Source organism: Paenibacillus sp. FSL H7-0350, assembly GCF_038593195.1.
GTDB lineage: Bacteria > Bacillota > Bacilli > Paenibacillales > Paenibacillaceae > Paenibacillus_AQ.
Genome location: NZ_CP151972.1, coordinates 4,804,529 through 4,825,046 on the forward strand (window position 1 = coordinate 4,804,529; position 20,518 = coordinate 4,825,046).

The following is a 20,518-nucleotide window of genomic DNA, read 5'->3' on the forward strand; positions in this document are numbered from 1 at the left end:
GATCTCAGCTCTTCTATGCTACTATTGGCTGTGTTGAGTAATAGTAGAGTGGAGGTGTCCTCACGTTGATAGATAATAACAAAGCCGGGCAGAATATATTGAACTTAAGGAAGGGATTATCCCTGACCCAGACAGAGCTGTCCAGCTTAGTTGGCGTAAGCCATCAGGCGGTTTCCAAGTGGGAGCAGGGTGATTGCCTGCCTGATATCGGGGTGTTGCTGAAGCTTAGACAGGTCTTCGGGAAGTCGGTGGAAGAGCTTTTGTTAGGGGAGAGAGTTAGCGGCGATTCAGCTTCTGAGAAAATTGTAAGCCCTCCCATGGAGCTGTCTGATGAGGTCTGGACGCAAGCTTTGAATCATATCCAAGGCCGCATCTCGCCGCCCAGCTTCAACACCTGGTTCAAGGGCACGAAGGGGAAGCAGGTGGGGGAGACTTACTGCGTCTACAGTCCGAGCCGTTTTGCTTCAGAGTGGTTATATCAACGCTATTCGGGTTTGATTGTACCGGTTCTTGAAGACATAACAGGCATATCCGGCCTTAAGGTCGAGTTCTGCTCTATGGGAGCGTGGGACATCAACCATAAGGATTAGGTTTCTGCCCGGTAGGTTTTGCCAAGCTGATGACCCAGACCAAAATAATGACGGAAATTATAGATGAGCGGACTCCATTTCAGCGGATCGATATGTTTGTCATCCATAATAATATCCTGGTGCGCATGTACATGAACAGCCTGTACCTCAACGATTGCAAAGCCAGGCGAATGATCCGGTATCCGGATATGTTGGACGCTTGCTTCAATTTGTAACGGGCATTCCATAATTCGTGAAGGCTTAACAGTTATGGACGTAACAGGTGTGAGTCCGCTGGCAGCATATTTATCCTTTTGATAGGAGTAGCCATGTTGTTGCTTGTAATCAGGGACAGGATTTTTACCCGTATAGGGAGCAAGCTGCTCCACATTCTCCCATAGTGAAGGGCCGGGGATGTTAATAACGCATTCGGAAAGCCGCTCCAGGTTCTCGATAGCTTTTCCCCCAAGACCAATCCCTAGTACAATACAGTCTCCTAAAGCCCAGGAGGATGAAATAGGACTGATGTTTACGCTATCATCTTCATTCAAGGTGTTCAGTAAGATGACAGGAGTTCCATAATATAAAATCTTGGGTTGTATCATTTCAGTGTTCATTCTTTGCTTCGTAGGATTCATTGTATTTCTCCTCCCATATTGTAGATCCTACTTCAGTGTATAATATAAATAATTCAACACTCATCGAAGTATGGAATACAAAAAGGAGGGTTAGGATGCAGGCCAATCCGAATGTTGCTATCATCGCAGCTCTAGTAAGTGAAGCTTCACGGGCGGCAATATTAACCGTTTTACTGGATGGAAGGTTCCATTCGGCAAGCGAGTTAGCATATATGGCAAGAATCAAGCCTCAAACGGCAAGCTTTCATTTAGCGAAATTGATAGATGCTAACGTGGTTACCGTAGAGAAACAAGGGAGACATCGTTACTTTGCGATTGGAGATCAAGAGGTTGCGCGGGTGATGGAGTCCTTATTATCTATTGCTCCGCCTGTGACAGTTAAGTCATTAAGGCAATCCTCGCAGGACAAGGCGTTGCGTTATGCCAGAACATGTTATGACCATCTCGCCGGGAATGTGGGGGTACAATTAACCCATGCTTTGCTAAACAGCGGTATCTTACTTGAAGAAGAGGACAGGTATACGGTGACGGAGCATGGGAAGAAGTTTTTTGCAGACTTTGGCGTTGATTTGAACGAAGCTGCAACGAAACGCCGTCAATTCTCACATCAATGCCTGGATTGGAGCGAACGCCGCCACCACCTGGCCGGAGCCCTAGGAAATGCCCTTCTGGAGAGAGTCTTGGAGCTGGACTGGGTCCGGCGTCTGCCGGGTACACGTGCGGTACAGGTCACCAATGAGGGGAAAGCGGGTTTTGAAGAAATATTTTCACTGGATTTGAATTAGGTGCAAGGAATGAATGATTGGTGAGAACAAAGTTCCGGTGAATTTCTATGGCGGGAATGATACGGCCTACATGACGAATTGGAAGGAGTTCAATCCTCCAGAACGGGCATGACATTTTTTATATTATATCCACAAAACATGAATTAATATATTTTATGACATTTGGGATTTTATTTCATAAATGAGTTGTTGAAGGGATGAACAGTTTGATTAATTCGAATCAGAGCCGCTCGATTGAAGAGAAATCAAATCCTATTCAAAGAGTTTTTTTTACGTGGACACGTCCCTTCATTAATAAAGCTATTCGTAAGGATCTGCCAATAAGTGCTGTTCAAGAATCATGTTTGGTCATTCCCTCCGCCTATGGGATAGATCATTTTCAAGAAGAGTCTGAGTCCGTTCGCAGACAAAAAAATGTGATGCCACTGATTATGCATATTGTGCGTCAGTTGAAGTTCTCCTTTCTTGCTTATGCGCTGCTTGCTTTTCTGACACTGGCATTACAATTCTCCATCCCGTATTTGTTTCCTGATATTCTTCGCTCAATTATTAACGGAAGCTCGCAGCCGCACGGTAAAGCACTAGGAGGTATATTCCTGTTTATCGCCATACAGATGATTAAGGTAATCTGTAATTCTCAATTTTTACATTTTCGTTGGAAGCTAATTACATCGATTGAATTTAATTATCGAAATATACTTTTCAAAAATATTTTGCGGAAAAGAGAATCTTCTCAGCGAGCAGGACAATTGATCGATTTGTATGGAAACCAGATTAGCTGGTTAAGAGGAATTGTCTGGTTTATAGACGGTGTAAGCAGCGCCCTTGGTGTTATATTTGGAGTTGCACTCCTGGTAATGTATTTAGGAGTGGGGGGTCTTATGGGATGCTTGTTATTATTCGCAGCACCAATGTTCTCACGGCTACTTCATACACTGAACCAGGTAGATACAGAGTTAAGCAAAGTGAATAGTAAGAGGCTCTTTGAAATTAACGACTTTCTTCACAAGTTTAAAGAAGCTAAACAAATGAATTTTACCAACTACTTCATTCAAAAGATTAAAAATGAAAGATCACGACAATCGGAAGTTTTACATAAAAAAAGTAAGGTTCAGATTCTATTAACCCTCATTAACTACTCTATGGTACCTTTAACAGCTATGATATGTATCGGTTTCTCCTCCCTCATGGGCTATCCGCTAAGTGTTGAAAAAACCATGGCTTCCTTTATCGTTTTTGGCCTCCTTGATCGTTGTATTAACGACTTCCTAGTTAGTATAAATACGGTTAGACAAGGAATGAAGGCAATCTCACTAGTACAGGAATATGTTAGTCTGGATGAATTTGCATGGGAGGGAAGCCATTCAACTCCCCCACAAGCAGAGACAATCGCACTACAGAAAGCATCCTTTAGTAATTTTACGGACCCAAGTCAGATACTGCTTACAGATATAGACCTAACCATTGCTCCAGGACAGTTAGTTGTCTTAGTGGGCGAAACAGGATCTGGGAAAACAACTCTGCTACGTTCAATAGCAGGGTATTTGGAATGCGTTCAGGGTGAGAGCCGCCTGGCTCAGCAATGTGAGGAGGTCTTGGATAATTCTCCATTATTTCCGGTAAGTATTAGGGATAATATTATCCTGGACAGACCTTATGAAGAAGCGCGTTATGATCAGATTATTCATGCATGCGAGTTAGGCGAGGATCTGGAACAATGGGCGAGTGGAGACTCTACTATTATTAATACGGATATGGTCAATCTGTCAGGCGGACAGATAAAAAGAATTCTATTAGCCCGGGCTGCATATCAGGGGGCCCAAGTAGTACTGCTTGACCAAATCTTAAACTCTTTGGATGCAAAGGTACGGAAGAGAGTACTCAGAAATCTTATTTTAGATTTTTGGAAAGATACAACGAGAATTATGGTAGCAGCAACCATAGACCGGGAATTATTCGAACAAGCGGACCAAGTTATTGTAATGAGAGAGGGGCGTATTCAGCATGCCTTTCAAAATAGTGAACTCAATCACAGTACACTACGGGAATTCCTCCCTGATGAAATTGCAATTCAAATCAAGAATGAAATCACGCAAAATGAACGGTCTGAAGGACGTGAATTAAATCTGGATGCGCCGGATTCTGACGAAAATACAGGGACTAAGCAATCCGGCTTAAAGATCCTCAAAAATTATTTTTTGGAGATTGGGAACAGGCCGATATTATTTCTTTTCATATTTTTATTTATCTTAGCGCAGATTATCGATGTTGCATCCATATATATAGTGCCACGATTCGGCGGGAATGCAGCAAACCCAATTTTGTTTTCCTCTATTTATTTTGGCGTAGCCCTCTTGCTGGTCCTCACCAATATTGTTCGCATAAGTATAATTTATCTAGGTAATGTAAAAGCAGGCGAATCTTTTCATCAGCAGTTATTACAGAGGGTATCCAAAATGAGCTTTTTGCAGTTCAGCAAACAGCAGAATGGTTCTTTATCTGCCCGTTTTTCCAATGATATGAAAGTTATTGATATGGATATGAGTGGTTATACCAGTAATTTGCTGGAATCATTTTTTAAAATTATTACTGCATCCCTATTAATAGCATATTCAGATTTATATATGGTTCTGGTCCTGGGTGTATTCCTGATTTTTTTCAATAAGATTCAGAAAGAAGTTCGTATTACAGGTAAAATTACCTCTAAGTTAGCTAACGAAGCTCACGAACCATGCCTTGCTATTCTGAAGTCTGCAGCAGCAGATTCTGATTATGTGAGAAAGAAAAATCTTCAAGTGTATTTATTGAATATATGGAAAGAAAAAATATCCTATACACTAAATGCTGAGTATACAAGGCAGTCTGTTAATAGATTTTATCTGTTCTGGATAGAAGTTGCAGGGTATTTTACATTTTCTGCTTTCTTGATTCTTATGAGCTTAAAGGGGTTTTCAGGAAATCCTGTTGTTATTTACGTTACTTTAACGTATACGTTAACAGCATTTTCTAATTTTGAGGTCCTACTTAGAGACCTTCGTCATATGGAGATTGGGACGAATTCACTTGAAAGAATCTTGGATCTTGAAAATGAAGAATCCCCAAAAACCATACATGAGAGCTTACCGCCCTTTATAAATACAGCAGGGGGCCTGACAATCAGGAATTTGAGCGCTCAGTATAATGATTCAAGGCCGATCATCTCTGGACTGACCCTCAAACTTGAACCAAATCAAAACCTGCTTGTCAAAGGAAGAACGGGAAGTGGCAAGTCTACGTTATTTTACTGCCTGACCCAATTTATGGACTATGAAGGTGAGATTCTGCTTGGAGATACGAATGTTAAATCCATTCCAGATCATTTGTTGGCGAAGAAAATCGTGACTTTACCACAGCGTCCCGTACTCTACCACGGAACTCTAAGAGAGAATTTGGACCCCGAGCAGCAATGTACGGATCAGGAGATATGGTCAATGCTTGAGAAGTTGAAACTTAAGGGCAGAGTAAGCTCCCTTGAACAAGAGACCAATGAGTATTTGGATAGCTTCAGCCAGGGCGAGAAGCAACTCCTTAATATGGGGAGATGTCTTCTCCTCAAGCCGGAATTGTTATTAATTGATGAGGCGACTACCGATATTTATGGAACGCATGAGTCAGATCTATACAGACTACTGAGTCTGGAGTTGCCTAATACGATGGTAATTGGTATTTCACACAAAGATACTCAGTCCAACTTTTATCATAACATTTTGGATATTGAAGATATGAAGCTTAAACGAATGGGATGATTCTCTACCACTCCATAAAATTCTCTTCAATCAGCGCAGCAAACGATTCTGCGATCACCTCGTAATCCCCGTTATCATGGTCGATGAGCAGCACGCGGCCTTCGGGGTCAAGCAGGATCGGGTTACCTGAGCCGTCCATAGAGAAGACTGCACTTCGTGCAAGCAGCCTGCTCATAGGGGTATCCTTGTAATCCTCGCGGAAGAACAACGTTAACTCGGTCACACTCTCCCGCCCGATGGAGGAGCCGTTGCTGAAAGCGTGTACGGGAAGCCCGGCATAGGCGCCGCCAAAGCTTCGGATGAATTGAACATAATCCTGATCCAGCGACAGACCCAGCTGCTTCTCTGCCCCAGCGATTTGTTCCTCTGTTGCTGGTGTACCGAGCAGACTCTGATTCCCCTCTTTGGTTAAAAAAGCTGCAAACGTTCCATTAGCGCATTATGCATTGCCATTCCCCCGCTTCTAAGAGTATCTATTAATCATAACAAGAGCGGGGCTTAGGTCAATAGTGCGCTTTGAATGATCTGAGTATTTAGCTGTGAAGGCGTATGAGCCGCATATAAAAAAGCTGTCCCACGCGCAGTATGCCTGCTCGTAGGACAGCTTATTTAAATACGTTCAGCCACATTTAATTGTCGCTGCGCCCATTCACTCACCCAAACGAAGTTTCGACACTCTGCGCCACAATCTCCCTGAGCTCAGCCCTCTGAGCATTGAACTGCTGTAGGGTGATGCTGCCGCTGGCGAGTCTGGCTTCGAGCTGCTGGGTCAGCTGCTTGACCTGCAAGTTGACAACCCGGGTCACGTTGCCGCCATTCTCTTCGGCGATGTTGCGCAGGGATTTTCCGTCATACAAGGCGTCGTATAGCTCTTCGTCAGAGGTAGGGTTCAGGTTCAGGGCATCCAGCAGCTCATCGGTATCGGCCACATCAGAGGTGGACCATTTGGCGACAGGAAGGGTATGTAAAGCCGGCTTGCCCCAGGCCGTTCCTCCGAACGACATGGCTACGATCATTGTTCCTACAATCATTACACGCTTAATATTCATATGTTTTATATTCATGTGTATAATCCTCTTTTCGTGGTTGGTTATATCGGTCAAGGTTCATCATTTACGGCGGCTAGTGAACTTCAGCTAAGTACAGTTTACCCAATAATACTGAAATGAAGCTTAAGTCTTCTTAAAGATAACCTAAACTTTGCTTGTCTCTGCCGGTTCCTTGCTCCGGCTTCTTCATCTGCGTTATTCTTGAAGGACATTACCCGAACTGAACAAGCGAGAGCGGAAGGATGGGCCGTCTATGAAAAAAATACTGGTCGTCGATGACGAACCGGCCATTGTGAGTGCGATTGCCTACGCGCTGCGGCGTGAAGGCTATGAAGTCGATACTGCCGGTGACGGGGAGGAAGCGCTAAGCAAGGCGAATACCTTCCGTCCAAATGTGCTGGTGCTGGATGTAATGATGCCGAAGCTGAGCGGTTATGATGTCTGCCGCAAGCTGGAGGACCGGGATGATATTGGAATTATCCTGCTGACTGTCAAGAATGATATTGTCGATAAAATTGTCGGTCTGGAGCTGGGTGCAGACGATTATATGACCAAGCCCTTCGAGATCCGCGAGTTGCTGGCCCGGGTGAAGGCACTGCTGCGCCGGCTGGAGAAGAATACGGCTGAGGTCCGAAGTGAGCTGATCGAATACGGCCTCTTGCAGGTTCACCCGGACCGGCGCAGCGCCGAGCTTGGCGGGGAGCCGCTGGAGCTGACCCCGAAGGAATTCGATCTCTTGCATCTGCTGCTCTCGCACCCGCAGCGGGTGTATATGCGCGAGGAGCTGCTGGAGCAGATCTGGGATATGGACTATGCCGGGGGAACGCGCACCGTAGATATTCATATTCAGCGGCTGCGCAAAAAGCTGGGCGAGCCCTACCAGAATATCCTGCAAACCGTCTACGGCGTAGGCTATAAGGCAGTGCCTGCTGGGAGCTACTCATGAGAATCAGCATTAAGCTGAAGTTCAGCCTGTTCCTGGCGGCGTTGTTGATTCTGGCCGTCGGCGTGCTGAGCTACTTCGTCCTGCGCGGCGTGGAGCGCAATGAGCAGGGCCAGACGGAGCGCAGTCTGGCCCAGCATGTCAACACGGTCAATCTGCGCGTGAAGCAGACGTATTATACAGGCGCGCGCCTTACGCCGCAGGTCTTCATGCAGCAGCGCGGCAAGGCGCTGGCTGCCGAGCTGGCCGGATTCACCGGCCTGGAGGTGACCCTGTACGACAGCCAGGGACAGCAGGCGGGCACCTCAGCGCAAGGCGAGCCTGGGACGGGTCCGGGCAAGCCGGATCTCAGCACAGCGCTGGACTACGCGCTGAATAACAAGGTCGCCTACCAGAGTGAAGGCGACAAGCTGTTCTACCTGGCCCCGCTGCAGGGACCGGAGGGGCAGATGGGTGTGGTGCAGCTACAGTATTCCCTGGAGGGCGCCCGCAGCTTCCAGCAGACACTGCTGAATCTGTTCCTGACGACAGGCGGCGCCGTGCTGGTGTTCAGCTTCATCCTCGGGTATCTGTATTTCAACCGTGCGGCTGCCTCCATCGGGCGGCTGAAGAAGGCAGCGGAGGATATCCGCGGGGCCAACTATATCACGGCTCCGCCGGTAAGGCGCAAGGATGAGCTGGGGGAGCTGGGCGAAGGCATTTATTTCATGAGCCGGGAGATTGAGCGCAGCATTGCCGCCAAGGATGAAGAACGGCACAAGCTGCAGCTGGCTGTGGAGAAGCTTCAGGCGCTGGAGCAGCAGCAGAAGCAGTACATCGGGAACATCAGCCATGAATTCAAGACGCCGCTGACCTCGATTAAGGCGTATGTCGACCTGCTGAATATGTATGACGATGACCCCAAGCTGCTGCATGATGCCAAGCTGAGTATTGCCAAGGAAACAGAGCGGCTGTACGAGATGGTGGAGAAGGTGCTGCAATTGACGGCGCTTGAGAAGTATGATTTTGAATCCCAGGCAGAGCTGCTGGAGGTTGAGAGTACGCTGAGCGATATCTGCGGACGGATGAAAGGCAAGGCGGAGCGCTACGGCCTCACAGTCACGCTTGACGCCCAGCCCGCGCATATCTGGATTGACCGGGAGAGCTTCATGCATATCTTCATCAATCTGCTGGACAATGCAATCAAATATAATGTTCCGCAGGGGAGTATCCATCTGCACAGCGAGGTAAGGGATCAGCGGGTGTGGATTACTGTACGGGATTCCGGCATCGGCATTCCGGAGGCGTCGCGGGAGAAGATCTTCGAAGCGTTCTATACGGTCAATCGTGACCGTTCCAGAGCCTCGGGCGGCACAGGGCTTGGCCTCTCGCTGGTCCGTAATCTGGTGGAGAAGCAGGGCGGAACCATTATCTTGCTGGAAGGCTCAGGCGAAGGGGCGGCGTTTGAGCTGTCCTTTCCGCTGGTGACCTGAAGGGATAATGTTTACAAGTTGGATATAGTTGAGATGCGGTTTGGAAATAAGCGTCCGGTATGCTGAAGAGGCAACATGAGCGATGAGCTGGAGGGAAGCCTGAATGAATCATATGAGCCATAGAGCCTGGGGCAAAATCTGGAGCATTCTGCTCTGCGGAGCTGTTCTGCTGTCGGTTACTGCCTGTAGTACTGAGAACACAGATACACGTGAGGTTGTAGAGAAGGCGGGCCGCAAAATTACAGTCCTCGACAATATCAGCGAACCGGTCTATACGAAGCTGAAGCTTGAGGGCATACAGAAGGTGGAGGGGGTGCGGGGGACGGATTTTGCCGGTGAGGATGTAATGGTAGTGACCAAGGAGAACCGCAGTCTCCCCTCGCAGGTGATTGAAGGACAGGAACGGTATCCGCTGAATCTCTATCTGCATACCCTGTCCACAGGTGAGGAAGCTCCGCTGCAGGTTGGAGAGCTGAATTATGGCGCGCCGCAAATCTCCCCGGACAAGACGCATATCTTCTTCAAGGAGCTGTCCGAGATGACTGGGATCGGATACATTATGGACCTGGCTGGCGGCGCTCCGGTGAAGGTTAGCGAGACGGAGTTTCAGATCGAGGAAGGGAAATGGGCGGATGATACGCATGTGATTTTTCCTGATATGGAAGGCAATATTCGAAGTGCAGATCTAACCGGCAAGCAGGAGACGATCCTGAAGACGGGCATCCCTTATGTGCATGAGGTGGTTCAGACCGGCAGCCGGATTCTCTATGTTACAGGTGAAGATAGCCAGCTAAGCGCCTATGACATAGTGACGAAGCAGACTAAGGTGCTGCTAAAGAATGTGATCTGGGCCGTTCCCTCCCCTGACGGAAGTATGCTGGCGATTGTTGAGCGTACCGGACGCGGAGAGATGACGTTGAAGCTCTGTGACAGCGAGGGCAATGAGCAGTCTAAGCTAGCTTCGGGGCAGCAGATCTTCGGCACCAGCTGGTCGCCGGACGGCAAGCTGCTGGCTTATGCAGTCACGGCGTCTGGTTCAACGGATGACCAGCAGGACCTGTTCATTACCGAGGTGGAGACCGGAGAGCAGACGCCTGTGCTGAATGATTTTCATCTGTCTGATCCTCTCCACTGGAGTCCATCCGGTAAGAAGCTGCTGGCCACAGCCACAGTGTTGAAGGATAATATCTATCAGTTTCTGACCTATGTGGTCAGCCTGTCGTAACGCTTTTATACGCCAAAAGCAAAAGGCTGCCCGGGATCAGCCGCATGACGGCTACCCGGACAGCCTTGCTTTTTAGATGATGAACAGCATGAAGCGGGAGAACTAATACACTAAGGCTGGAGGGTGATCGTGGTCTCCAGATTCTTCAGATAAGTCCGTTTGCCCAGATTCCCGCGTCCCGGCAGAATGTTACCGTTACTGTCTTTTTTCTGCCCCGCAATGGTGAAGTCATCGCTCTTAACGGTCAGCGTATACGGCTTGATGGTTATGGTCTTAGGTGTGTTAGCAAAAGGAGGATACAGCTCATTCAGATAGTATTCTGTCTCCGGTTTGCTGTCGTAAAATCCGTATCTATTCGGGTCAATAGAATTGCCCTGGTCGTCTACAAGCTCATAGTACATCATGCTGGCATGAAATTCGCCGGACTGCTCTGCGGATTGCGGCACCTCACCCTGACTGTTCAGAACCAGACGGGTGGATACCGGAGTGACCTTTAATTGCTCGACAGTATAGCTGAAGGCACCCTCTGTTTTGGTGATGTTCGGGGTAACCGTGAGGGCGGTATCCATGATTTTTACAGGTGCAGTGAATGTAAAGGTCTCATTCATTTGCTTGACCTTAGCCTCCACCGTCAGGGTGAATTCATTCGGCAGATTCAAATCGCCCGACAGCTCGGCAAGATAAGCATGATCCTGATAAGGAATATCGCCGAAGGCTCCTGAAGTGAACTTAATCTGCTGCCCGTCAGCCAAGACGGCCGGTGGCTCAATCAACTGCCCTATAGTTCCGCCCGAGAAATCTAATCCGCCCTCATGCTCAAGCTGGAAGCTGAGCCGTGTGCCGTCATAGAGCAGATCGGTCAGCTTGAGTGTAACTCCGTTATGGGTTACGCTGAGACCCGGCTGTGACAACATTCCCTGACTTTTTGCAAGCTCAAGCGACTGCGGAGTGGTTCCCTGATAGAGAATGCCGATCCCCGGAATTTTCTTAAGCGTATCTGCCATTGCCGGTGACACGAAGCCTGCGCCCAGAATGCCTGCACCTAGAACCCCGGCGATGGTGGCGGCGATAGCTGTTTTTTTGAAAATCCCCGGTCTGGCCTTCGATCCTCTTGATCTTGTTATGCTGCTCATTTCTTCCTCTCCAATCTTATTCATAATGATCGTGCTTAACTCCGCTCTTGGCTTAACGGATTCCCGAATATGTTGTTCAATAGCATCCATCTCACGATGTCTTGTTCGCTCCCGATATTGATCCATGCTTCCTCGCTCCTTTTTGGGCGGCACGCTCCAGCAGTTTTTTGCGCAGCCGTTCGTATTTTTTGCGGATGGTTGTCGCCTTGATTCCCATAATTTCGCTGATCTCCTCGAAGGTGTACTGCTCTACGGCCTTCAGCAGCAGGATGTGGCGCTCCTCTGTGGTCAGACAGGCTATTAGCTCGGAGGTTACCGATTCACTTGGCGGGACCTGCTCCTGCCGCTGCTGCTCCTTGTAATGCTCTACTAATCTAAGCCAGCGGCTTTGTTTTTTCTTCAAATTGATTAAATGGTGGTAAGCCATTTTGTACAGCCAGGCTGAGAAGGAAGTGCTGCTGCCATAGCGGTGGAGGTTCGCATAGGCGCGGATGAAGATTTCCTGAACGGCATCTTCTGTTTCGGTATGGTCTTTGAGAATATAGAAGCAATAGGTATAAATCTGGCGTTGAAACCGCTTAATAATGATTTCGTACGACTGCTTGTCTCCAGCCTTGACAGCCTCTACAGCCCGCTCGATCATTAAGCTTCGTTCGTCCGCTTCCCCGGGGACGGTTAATTGCACTTACCTCACCTCCTTTGGTTGGATACCTATATAACAATCGGAATGCCGCGGATTGTGACACAATTTTATACATAAGGCAATTGCGGTTATTAGCCGGTTAGCCGGTCCACACTTGTTTTTATAATTCACACTTGACAGGTGTGTTTAAGGGGGTATATGATAACAGCAATCATTCACCGCTAATTAAATGAACAGTGAAAGAATCGTTGTCAACATCATACCTGAGATTTGAGCTGATTGGACCACCAAAGGCTCCCGCTACAGTTCCCGAACAGGGAATGGACCGGGGGCCTATTTGCGTCCCGTGGATGAATAGCAGAGGAGAGAGGGCATGGAGGATAGACAGTGGGAGCGGCTGGAGCAGGCGGATCATCTGTTCCGTAAGCTGGTACGCAGGTTCGTTAAGGAGCGTGACCGCGTATACGTGGAGGGAGTAGCCTTGCCGGGAATGCTGATTCTGCACAAAATCATCCGTGACGGGGAGCAGCGTCTGGGCGATCTGGCGGAGCAGCTTGATTTCACCTCAGGCGCCATAACGGCGCTGAGTGACAAGCTGGAGGCGGGCGGATATACGGTACGCAGGCGTAAGGAGGATGACCGCCGGACTGTGCTGCTGGATATTACCGCCCGCGGCCGGGAGATGGCGGAGCGGAACGGAAACATCGGTGCCAGGTGTATTATGCTTCTGTTCGAGGGCTTTACGGAGGAAGAGCTGGAGCAGCAGAGCCGGTTCTATCAGCGGATGATCGGGAATCTGGAAGGGTTCTCGGAGACGCTGCTGGAGCTGGCCCGGCAGAATGCAGCCATACCCGTTCCCGCAGAGCCTGAACAGAAGCTGCGCGGAGGCACGAAGAGTAATTATCTCAGCTATTGAGAAATGAAGAGCATACCAACCCAGTGATGAGGAGAGATGAGCATGGGACATTCCACAATATATCCAACAGGGACAACTGTATATAACCCGGCCAAGGCATGGAGCGGCTACACGGTATTTCAGGCAGGCGATGAGGGCGTAGTGCTAATCGACATGAGCGGCAAGGAGGTACATCTATGGCAAGGACTGATCGGTTTCCCGGCCAAAATCCTTCCTGGCGGCTATGTCCTGGGCAGCACCGGCAGAAGAGATCCCAAATTCGGCATTCAGGATAATGTCGATCTGGTGCAGGTGGACTGGGACGGCAATGTGGTCTGGAGATACAACAGCTATGAGCAGATCGCGGACCCGGGGGCTGAGCCGCTGTGGTATGCCCGCCAGCACCATGATTACCAGCGGGAAGGCAATCCTGCGGGATACTATGCTCCCGGGCTTGATCCTTCGGTTAACAGCGGGACAACGCTAATCCTGGCGCATAAAAATCTGCATAACCCTGAGATTTCCGACAAAGAGCTGCTGGATGACACGATTATTGAAGTGGACTGGGAAGGCAATATCCTCTGGGAGTGGGCAGCCAGCGATCATTTCGCGGAGCTGGGCTTCGACCAGGCGGCGCGCAATGTCCTGTTCCGCGACCCCAATACCCGCTCCTTCGGGGATCTGGGCGGCGGCGTAGGCGACTGGCTGCATATTAATTCTGCGTCTTATGTGGGGCCGAACCGGTTCTATGATCAAGGAGACGAGCGCTTCCACCCGGATAACATTATCTGGGATGCCCGCGAGGCGAATATTATCGCCATCACCGACAAGCGCAGCGGGGCTATTGTCTGGCGTCTGGGCCCGGACTATTCCCTGCCCGAAGTGAAGCATATCGGCTGGATTATCGGCCAGCATCACGCCCACATCATTCCGAAGGGACTGCCGGGGGAAGGCAATCTGCTTGTATTCGATAACGGCGGCTGGGGCGGCTACGGTCTGCCGAATCCGGCATCGCCGTTCGGGCAGAAGAACGCGCTGCGTGATCACTCACGCGTACTGGAGATTAACCCGGTGACGCTGGAGATTGAGTGGCAGTATACTTCGGCGGAGGCCGGATTCTCCATTCCGACGGATTCCTATAAGTTCTACAGCCCGTATATCAGCTCGGCGCAGCGGCTTGCGAACGGCAACACGCTGATTACCGAAGGCTCCAATGGACGGCTGTTCGAGGTCACGGCAGCGCATGAGCTGGTCTGGGAGTATATCTCCCCGTACACAGACCGCCGCAATACGAATATGGTCTACCGTTCTTACCGGGTACCCTATGCCTGGGTGCCGCAGCTTACGAAGCCGCAGGAGAATGCGATTGAGCCGCTCGATGTGTCCAGCTTCAGGGTACCGGGGGCCGCTCCGAAGGGATCGGATTCGGTCGTGCAGGTAGCGACGACGCTGCCTTTTACAGAGGGGGCAGCCTGTGTAGCCACTACGGATGAAGGCAGCGTCCGGCGGGCCAGGTAGAGACTCAGGCAGGCTTCAGAAATTCATAGACGAAGAGGTGCGTTCTTGTGACAAAATCATGGTACAGCTCAAGCCTTCTGCTCTTATCCTTATCTCTGGTACTGGTGCTCTCCGGCTGCAGCTCCAAGGGAGATGCGGCAGCCTCTGCGGGAAAGGGCGGCGGTACACCGGAGACCCTGAAGATCAGGATTGCTGATATCAACACGAATCCGACTTTCCGGGTAGCCCTTAAGCAAGGCATCTTCGCAAGCCACGGCATCGATGCGGAGATCATCAACTTCGGGACACCGGCCGAGGGAGTGAATGCGCTGTTCATCAAGCAGGTGGATGTGGCCTTCGGTGCGGACTTCCCGGTGCTGAATGCCGTTGCCAAGGGCGACTATTCAATCATTGCTTCCGCTGGTCAGGCCACGGATCAGGCAGCGGCAGTATGGAAGCTGTACGTCAGAGACGATATTCAGTCTGCCGCGGACTTGAAGGGTAAGAATCTGAGCTTCCTGCGCGGGACGTTCCTGCCGTATCTGTGGGACGAATATCTGAAGGAGCAGGGCATCGCACTCAGCGGTGTGAAGCTTACAGGACAGGGTGCTTTCGACGAAGCCTTCATCGCCCTGAAGCAGGGGGATGTCGATGCCGCCTGGTTCAGCGGTTCAGCGCTGACCGATAGGCTGGCTGCACTTAAGGGCGTGCATGAGCTGACCGATATGTCGAAGACTCCGGTACGGCTGGGGATGGGAATCGTAGCTGCGGATGCTTTTGCAGAGGAGCATGGTGAAGGCATTGGAGCCTTCCTGGCAGCGGTGGATGAAGCCTCGGCGTACGTACAGGAGCATCCCGAGGAAGTAGCGGAGCTGATGTACAAGGAAGTGAAGCAGCCGAAGGAAGCAACGCTGAAGGATCTGCCGGCGAATCCGTGGAAGGTGGGCTTCACCCAGGCTGCATACGACAGCCTCGCCGGACAGAAGAAGTATATGGTGGATACAGGGATTATCACGCAGGATTTTGACCTTGGCAGCAAGCTTAAGCTGGAGCCGCTGAAGCAGGCGTTGCCGGATAAAGTGACCTACCCGGAATAAATGAAACTACAGGAGGTGCCCCATGTCTTTATCTGCTAAACCAGCGGCAAGGCAGCATGCTATTCATATCGAGCAGCTGCGTAAGAGCTACAGTGAACCGGCAGCCGGAGATGTTCACTACATTATTAAGGATGTAGATCTGGTGATCAAGGGCGGAGAATTCTTCGTACTGCTCGGCCCAAGCGGCTGCGGCAAATCCACGCTGCTGAATATGATTGCCGGGTTCGTCTCCAAGTCTGGCGGACATTTGCGGGTAGACAACATCGAGGTGGATAAGCCGGGCCGGGACCGGGCGGTGGTGTTCCAGCAGGCCGATTCGTCCCTGTTCCCCTGGCTGACGGTGCGGGAGAATGTAGAGTTCGGACTGCGGATGAAGAAGACGGCGAAGGCCGAACGCAGGCGTCTGTCTGACCGCTACATCGTGCTTGTCGGGCTGAACGGCCATGAGGACAAATTCCCGAAGGCGCTGTCGGGAGGAATGAAGCAGCGGGTACAGCTGGCCCGGGTGCTGGCGAATGATCCGGCGATCCTGCTGATGGATGAGCCGTTCGGCGCGCTGGATGCCATGACCCGGCGGACGATGCAGAAGGAGCTGGTGCAGATCTGGCGGGAGACGCATAAGACGGTGATCTTCGTGACCCATGATATTCAGGAAGCGCTGCTGCTGGGGGAGCGCATCGGCATTATGTCGGTAGGGCCCTCCTCCAATATCACAGACATCTACGACAATACGCTGCCCTTCCCCCGGGATGTGGCTTCACCTGAATTCTATTCGCTGTATAGCCGGATTCAGAGCCATTTTGAAGAATAGGACGGGAGGTGATACCTGATGAGATGGTTGGAAAAGAAATGGGTATCCGTATCCCTGCTGTGGCTTGCCGTACTGCTCCTCTGGCAGCTTGGCGCCTGGGTGTATGGTCCGGATATCATTCCCGGGCCGTGGGCAACGGTCCGGGGCGGGCGTGAGCTGGTGGAGGACGGGACGCTGGTGCAATATATCGGGGTCAGCTTGTACCGCGTGCTGATCGGCTGGGTGCTAGGCAGTCTGCTGGCTATTCCGGCAGGACTGATCACCGGCAAGGTGAATGTAGTCCGCCTGTTCGCTGAGCCGTTCCTGAACTTCATCCGCTTCATTCCGCCGATTGCCTTCATTACACTCTTCCTGGTCTGGTTCGGCATCGGGGAGCAGTCGAAGATCGCGCTGATTATGTACGCCACCTTCTTCATTGTGGTGTTGAATACCCTGACCGGGGTCATGTCGGTAGAGGAGGACAAGATCCGTTCCGCACGCAGCATGGGGGCCAGTGAGTGGCAGATTCTGCTGCATGTCATTGTGCCTTCGACGATTCCGTATATTTTCACCGGTGTGCGGCTGGCGATGGGCACCTCCTATATGGCGATTATCGGCGCGGAGATGATTGCCTCGAACGAAGGGGTGGGGTACCTAATCTGGAATTCGCGGCTGTTCTTCCGTACCGACTGGATCTTCGTAGGGCTGATTAGCCTCGGCTTCATGGGCTTCTTCACAGACCGGGCCTTCGGCTGGTTCGGCCGGAAGGTGCTCTACCGCTACGGTGTGGTCAGCGTGGGTGCGCACAGAAGATAAAATGAGAGAGTAGCGCATGGCCTCCGGTTATTCCGGGGGCTCTTTGTGTTACCTGGAAGGCAGCGTGGTTAAGGCTCTCCGGTCTGCCACAAATGCTGCGGGTTTACAAAGGTTACTACTGAGCTTAATGCCGGGCAAATAATGGACCTCTATACTTCAGGTGGGCACCGAACAAGCTTCCATTCAGAGATTAGCCCGCAAATCAGAAATAGGAGTGATAGGGAAATCATGAAAAAGAGATTTGCACGGTTAGGGTCTATGAGTCTGCTGTTGTGCTTGCTCGTCCTGCTGCTGGCTGCTTGTGCCAACTCGGAGGCGAAAGCTGATGACAGCACCGCAAGCACCGCAGAGCTGAGTCTGAGCGACATTGAGGCCGAAGCAGCCAAGGAAGGCGCGGTGGTCAGCGTGGGGATGCCGGATACCTGGGCGAACTGGAAGGATACCTGGACGGACATTACGGGAACATACAAACTTACACATACCGATACAGATATGTCGAGCGCGGAGGAAATTGCCAAGTTCGATGCCGAGAAAGACAAGCCGACCGCCGACATTGGCGATGTGGGTATCGCCTTCGGTCCGGTTGCAGCAGATGCAGGCGTAACCCAGCCTTACAAAACTTCTTACTGGGATGAGATTCCCGCCTGGGCCAAGGATAAGGACGGCCACTGGGTGGTCGGTTATCAAGGCAGCATCGCCTTCCTGACCAATACCAAGCTGGTGGCTAGTCCGCCTAAGAGCTGGGAAGACCTGAAGAACGGCAGCTACAAAATCATTGTAGGCGATGTAACGAAGGCTGCACAGGCGCAGATGGCCGTGCTGGCGGCTGCGATTGCTTTTGGCGGGGATGAATCCAATATTGAGCCGGGACTCGCCTTCTTCGAGGAATTGGCCAAGAAGGGCCGTCTCTCGAATGCCGAAGCATCGCTTGCGAACATTGAGAAGGGCGAGGTGGAGGTAACCCTGCTTTGGGACTTCAATGCGCTGAACTATAAGGATCAGATTGATAAGAGCAGCTTCGATGTGGCGATTCCGAAGGAAGGCAGCGTAGTGAGCGGTTATGCGACCATTATCAATAAGTGGGCTCCGCATCCAAATGCCGCCAAGCTGACGCGTGAGTATATTCTCAGCGATGCAGGCCAGATCAACCTGGCCAAAGGTTACGCCCGTCCGATCCGCGAGAGTGTGAAGCTGCCGGAGGAGGTGTCTGCGAAGCTGCTTCCCCAGGAGCAATACGCGAACGTGAAGCCGGTAGGCGATTACAAGGTGTGGGAGGCAACCGCCAAGACGATTCCGCAGCTCTGGCAGGAACGCGTATTGGTCCACCTGAACTAACCTCAGACTGAACTGTATGCAACAGATGAAGGGCGCCTTGCAGTATCCGGGGCGCCCGCTTGCTACTTCCGTATCTTAAGAAGAGAGGAGTGTACGGAATGAAACAACGACAATGGAGTAGTCTGCTGGCTCTGGCTCCGTTTGTGCTGCTGGTGCTGGCCTTCCAGGCCGTGCCGGTCCTGTCGATGCTCTTGGGCAGTCTTCGCAGCTCTGGCGGCGAAGGCTTCACGCTGGGCAACTATATCCATGCGCTCAGCAGTGCTTATTACATGCAGGCAATCAAGAACAGCCTGCTGATCGCTGTCTTCTCCAGCCTGATCGGGCTGGGGGTGGGCCTGGCCTGCGCGTATTGCGTCACGCGCTTTGCCCCGGCTGCGCGCGACCGGCTGCTGCTGCTCTCGAATATGACCTCGAACTTTGCCGGAGTTCCGCTAGCTTTTGCCTATATTATTCTGCTCGGCAATAACGGCGTGTTCACGCTGCTGTTCAAGCAATGGGGCTGGAATGTATTCGGCGACTTCAACCTGTACAGCTGGTCCGGTCTGATTCTGGTCTATGTCTATTTCCAGATTCCGCTGGCATTACTGCTGTTGTATCCGGCTTTCTATGGCATCCGGGAGCAGTGGAGGGAAGCGGCGGACCTGCTGGGGGCAAGACCTTGGCAGTTCTGGACGACGGTTGGGCTGCCCGTGCTCTCCCCGGCGATCTTCGGGACGCTCGGCATTCTCTTCGCCAATGCGATGGGTGCCTACGCAACAGCCTATGCGCTGGTCGGGGGCAACTATAATCTGTTGTCTGTGCGCATTGGCTCCCTGGTAGCGGGCAATGTGGTCACCCAGCCGGAGATGGGCAGCACCCTTGCTGTCCTGCTGGCGTTAAGCACTTTGCTGGCGGTGTTCCTGAATCAGCGGATGGTGCGCCGGATGGACGTCTATAGCGGTGCGTTGCAGTCCAGACGGGAACATAGCAGCAGCGGCCAGGCATGGAAGCGCCGTTGGCGGATCGCCCGGGAGGAGGCAGGACAATGAATACACGCAGAGCGGGGATCGGCCCGCGCGTTTTCATGCTGCTGCTGATGGTCTACCTGCTGCTGCCGCTGGCGGCTACAGGGCTGTATGCTTTTGCCCGGGACTGGCAGAATACGCTGCTTCCTAAAGGCTGGACGCTGGAATGGTTCAGCGGTATGTTCCGGGACAGCCGCTTCCTGGAAGCGCTCTGGACCTCCCTGTATTTGTGCGGCATCAGTGTGGCGCTGAGTCTCGCTGTGATGCTGCCGGCTGTTTTTGTCATTACGGTCTATTATCCGCGCTGGGAGAGCTTCATGAAGGGAATCGTCGTTCTGCCCTATGCCGTGCCTGGGGTGGTAGCTGCCGTAGGGCTGATCCGCGCATATTCCTCGGGACCTTTTAACCTTTCGGGGACGGCTTATTTATTGATTGGGGCGTACTTTGTAGTCGTGCTGCCTTATATGTATCAGGGCATCCGTAACAGTCTGCTTAGTGTATCGGCGGTGGAGCTGCTGAATGCCGCTGAACTGCTGGGAGCCAGAAGGCGTACGGCCTTCCTCACGGTCATTCTGCCGAATATATGGCCTGGGATTATCGTCTCGGCGCTGCTGTCGTTCTCGGTGCTGTTCGGGGAGTTTGTGCTGACGAATATGCTGGTCGGGGGCCATATCCAGACGATTCAGGTCTATTTGTATAAAAGAGTCGGAGAAAGCGGGCATTTGGCCAGCGCCATTGCCATCTCATATTTCTTCTTCATTCTGCTGCTGTCGGCCGTGCTGATGAAGCTGGGGCAGCGGATGGGCCGGTTATCGAAGTAAGGAAGCCGGGGCAGACCCGGC

Annotated in this window: 19 protein-coding genes; 14 read left to right on the top strand and 5 right to left on the bottom strand. The window is 51.4% G+C overall.

The annotated features are described in order from the left end of the window. The first annotated feature begins 65 nt into the window (after window positions 1-65). Window positions 66-590, top strand: a complete 525-nt coding sequence (locus NYE24_RS22030; protein WP_342476685.1) for a helix-turn-helix domain-containing protein — start codon at window positions 66-68, stop codon at window positions 588-590. On the opposite strand, the gene NYE24_RS22035 is transcribed toward NYE24_RS22030, so the two are convergent. Further along, window positions 587-1,207: a flavin reductase family protein gene (locus tag NYE24_RS22035; protein ID WP_342476686.1), complete on the bottom strand. Its 621-nt coding sequence runs from the start codon at window positions 1,205-1,207 to the stop codon at window positions 587-589. The genes NYE24_RS22030 and NYE24_RS22035 overlap by 4 nt on opposite strands. A 95-nt stretch (window positions 1,208-1,302) precedes the next feature. Here NYE24_RS22035 and NYE24_RS22040 point away from each other — a divergent pair, with 95 nt between their 5' ends. Both NYE24_RS22040 and NYE24_RS22045 read left to right on the top strand, forming a co-directional pair. After that, window positions 1,303-1,992 carry a helix-turn-helix domain-containing protein gene (locus NYE24_RS22040; protein ID WP_036695558.1) on the top strand — a complete coding sequence of 230 codons (690 nt, stop codon included), beginning with the start codon at window positions 1,303-1,305 and terminating at the stop codon, window positions 1,990-1,992. Window positions 1,993-2,189: 197 nt separating this feature from the next. Further along, the gene (locus NYE24_RS22045; RefSeq protein ID WP_342476687.1) at window positions 2,190-5,777 is read left to right on the top strand and encodes an ATP-binding cassette domain-containing protein; all 3,588 of its coding nucleotides are present in this window, start codon (window positions 2,190-2,192) and stop codon (window positions 5,775-5,777) included. A 4-nt stretch (window positions 5,778-5,781) separates the two neighbouring features. Here NYE24_RS22045 and NYE24_RS22050 read toward each other — a convergent pair whose 3' ends face one another. Together NYE24_RS22050 and NYE24_RS22055 are read right to left on the bottom strand one after the other, a co-directional pair. Then, window positions 5,782-6,165 carry an SMI1/KNR4 family protein gene (locus NYE24_RS22050; protein ID WP_342479279.1) on the bottom strand — a complete coding sequence of 128 codons (384 nt, stop codon included), beginning with the start codon at window positions 6,163-6,165 and terminating at the stop codon, window positions 5,782-5,784. Window positions 6,166-6,430: 265 nt separating this feature from the next. Next, window positions 6,431-6,841 carry a hypothetical protein gene (locus tag NYE24_RS22055; protein ID WP_342476688.1) on the bottom strand — a complete coding sequence of 137 codons (411 nt, stop codon included), beginning with the start codon at window positions 6,839-6,841 and terminating at the stop codon, window positions 6,431-6,433. A 238-nt stretch (window positions 6,842-7,079) separates the two neighbouring features. On the opposite strand from NYE24_RS22055, the gene NYE24_RS22060 reads away from it, so the two are divergent. From NYE24_RS22060 to NYE24_RS22070, 3 genes are all read left to right on the top strand, one after another. Then, window positions 7,080-7,772, top strand: a complete 693-nt coding sequence (locus NYE24_RS22060; protein WP_342476689.1) for a response regulator transcription factor — start codon at window positions 7,080-7,082, stop codon at window positions 7,770-7,772. Further along, window positions 7,769-9,241, top strand: coding sequence for a HAMP domain-containing sensor histidine kinase (locus tag NYE24_RS22065; RefSeq protein WP_342476690.1), 1,473 nt, complete (start codon window positions 7,769-7,771; stop codon window positions 9,239-9,241). The genes NYE24_RS22060 and NYE24_RS22065 overlap by 4 nt, the downstream gene beginning before the upstream one ends. Before the next feature lie 103 nt (window positions 9,242-9,344). Beyond that, window positions 9,345-10,466, top strand: a complete 1,122-nt coding sequence (locus tag NYE24_RS22070; protein WP_342476691.1) for a hypothetical protein — start codon at window positions 9,345-9,347, stop codon at window positions 10,464-10,466. 110 nt (window positions 10,467-10,576) lie between these two features. On the opposite strand, the gene NYE24_RS22075 is transcribed toward NYE24_RS22070, so the two are convergent. After that, a complete protein-coding gene (locus NYE24_RS22075; RefSeq protein ID WP_342476692.1) occupies window positions 10,577-11,725 on the bottom strand; it encodes a DUF4179 domain-containing protein in 1,149 nt (382 codons plus the stop codon). Continuing rightward, a complete protein-coding gene (locus NYE24_RS22080) occupies window positions 11,691-12,284 on the bottom strand; it encodes an RNA polymerase sigma factor (protein ID WP_076155575.1) in 594 nt (197 codons plus the stop codon). Before NYE24_RS22080 ends, NYE24_RS22075 begins: the two co-directional genes overlap by 35 nt. A 331-nt stretch (window positions 12,285-12,615) precedes the next feature. On the opposite strand from NYE24_RS22080, the gene NYE24_RS22085 reads away from it, so the two are divergent. From NYE24_RS22085 to NYE24_RS22120, 8 genes are all read left to right on the top strand, one after another. After that, the gene (locus NYE24_RS22085) at window positions 12,616-13,158 is read left to right on the top strand and encodes a MarR family transcriptional regulator (RefSeq protein ID WP_342476693.1); all 543 of its coding nucleotides are present in this window, start codon (window positions 12,616-12,618) and stop codon (window positions 13,156-13,158) included. 42 nt (window positions 13,159-13,200) lie between these two features. Beyond that, complete coding sequence (locus NYE24_RS22090) at window positions 13,201-14,655, top strand: aryl-sulfate sulfotransferase (RefSeq protein WP_076155570.1); 1,455 nt, start codon at window positions 13,201-13,203, stop codon at window positions 14,653-14,655. Window positions 14,656-14,702: 47 nt separating this feature from the next. Then, window positions 14,703-15,731: an ABC transporter substrate-binding protein gene (locus tag NYE24_RS22095; protein ID WP_342476694.1), complete on the top strand. Its 1,029-nt coding sequence runs from the start codon at window positions 14,703-14,705 to the stop codon at window positions 15,729-15,731. Between the two features lie 22 nt (window positions 15,732-15,753). Beyond that, window positions 15,754-16,542 (top strand): ABC transporter ATP-binding protein, encoded by a 789-nt coding sequence (locus NYE24_RS22100; protein ID WP_342476695.1) that lies wholly within the window; start codon window positions 15,754-15,756, stop codon window positions 16,540-16,542. Between the two features lie 18 nt (window positions 16,543-16,560). Continuing rightward, window positions 16,561-17,337: an ABC transporter permease gene (locus tag NYE24_RS22105; protein WP_036695569.1), complete on the top strand. Its 777-nt coding sequence runs from the start codon at window positions 16,561-16,563 to the stop codon at window positions 17,335-17,337. Window positions 17,338-17,565: 228 nt separating this feature from the next. After that, window positions 17,566-18,672 carry an ABC transporter substrate-binding protein gene (locus tag NYE24_RS22110; protein WP_036695570.1) on the top strand — a complete coding sequence of 369 codons (1,107 nt, stop codon included), beginning with the start codon at window positions 17,566-17,568 and terminating at the stop codon, window positions 18,670-18,672. Window positions 18,673-18,770: 98 nt separating this feature from the next. Further along, window positions 18,771-19,700: an ABC transporter permease subunit gene (locus NYE24_RS22115; RefSeq protein WP_036695571.1), complete on the top strand. Its 930-nt coding sequence runs from the start codon at window positions 18,771-18,773 to the stop codon at window positions 19,698-19,700. Further along, window positions 19,697-20,497: an ABC transporter permease subunit gene (locus NYE24_RS22120; protein WP_036695572.1), complete on the top strand. Its 801-nt coding sequence runs from the start codon at window positions 19,697-19,699 to the stop codon at window positions 20,495-20,497. The genes NYE24_RS22115 and NYE24_RS22120 overlap by 4 nt, the downstream gene beginning before the upstream one ends. Window positions 20,498-20,518 lie beyond the last annotated feature (21 nt).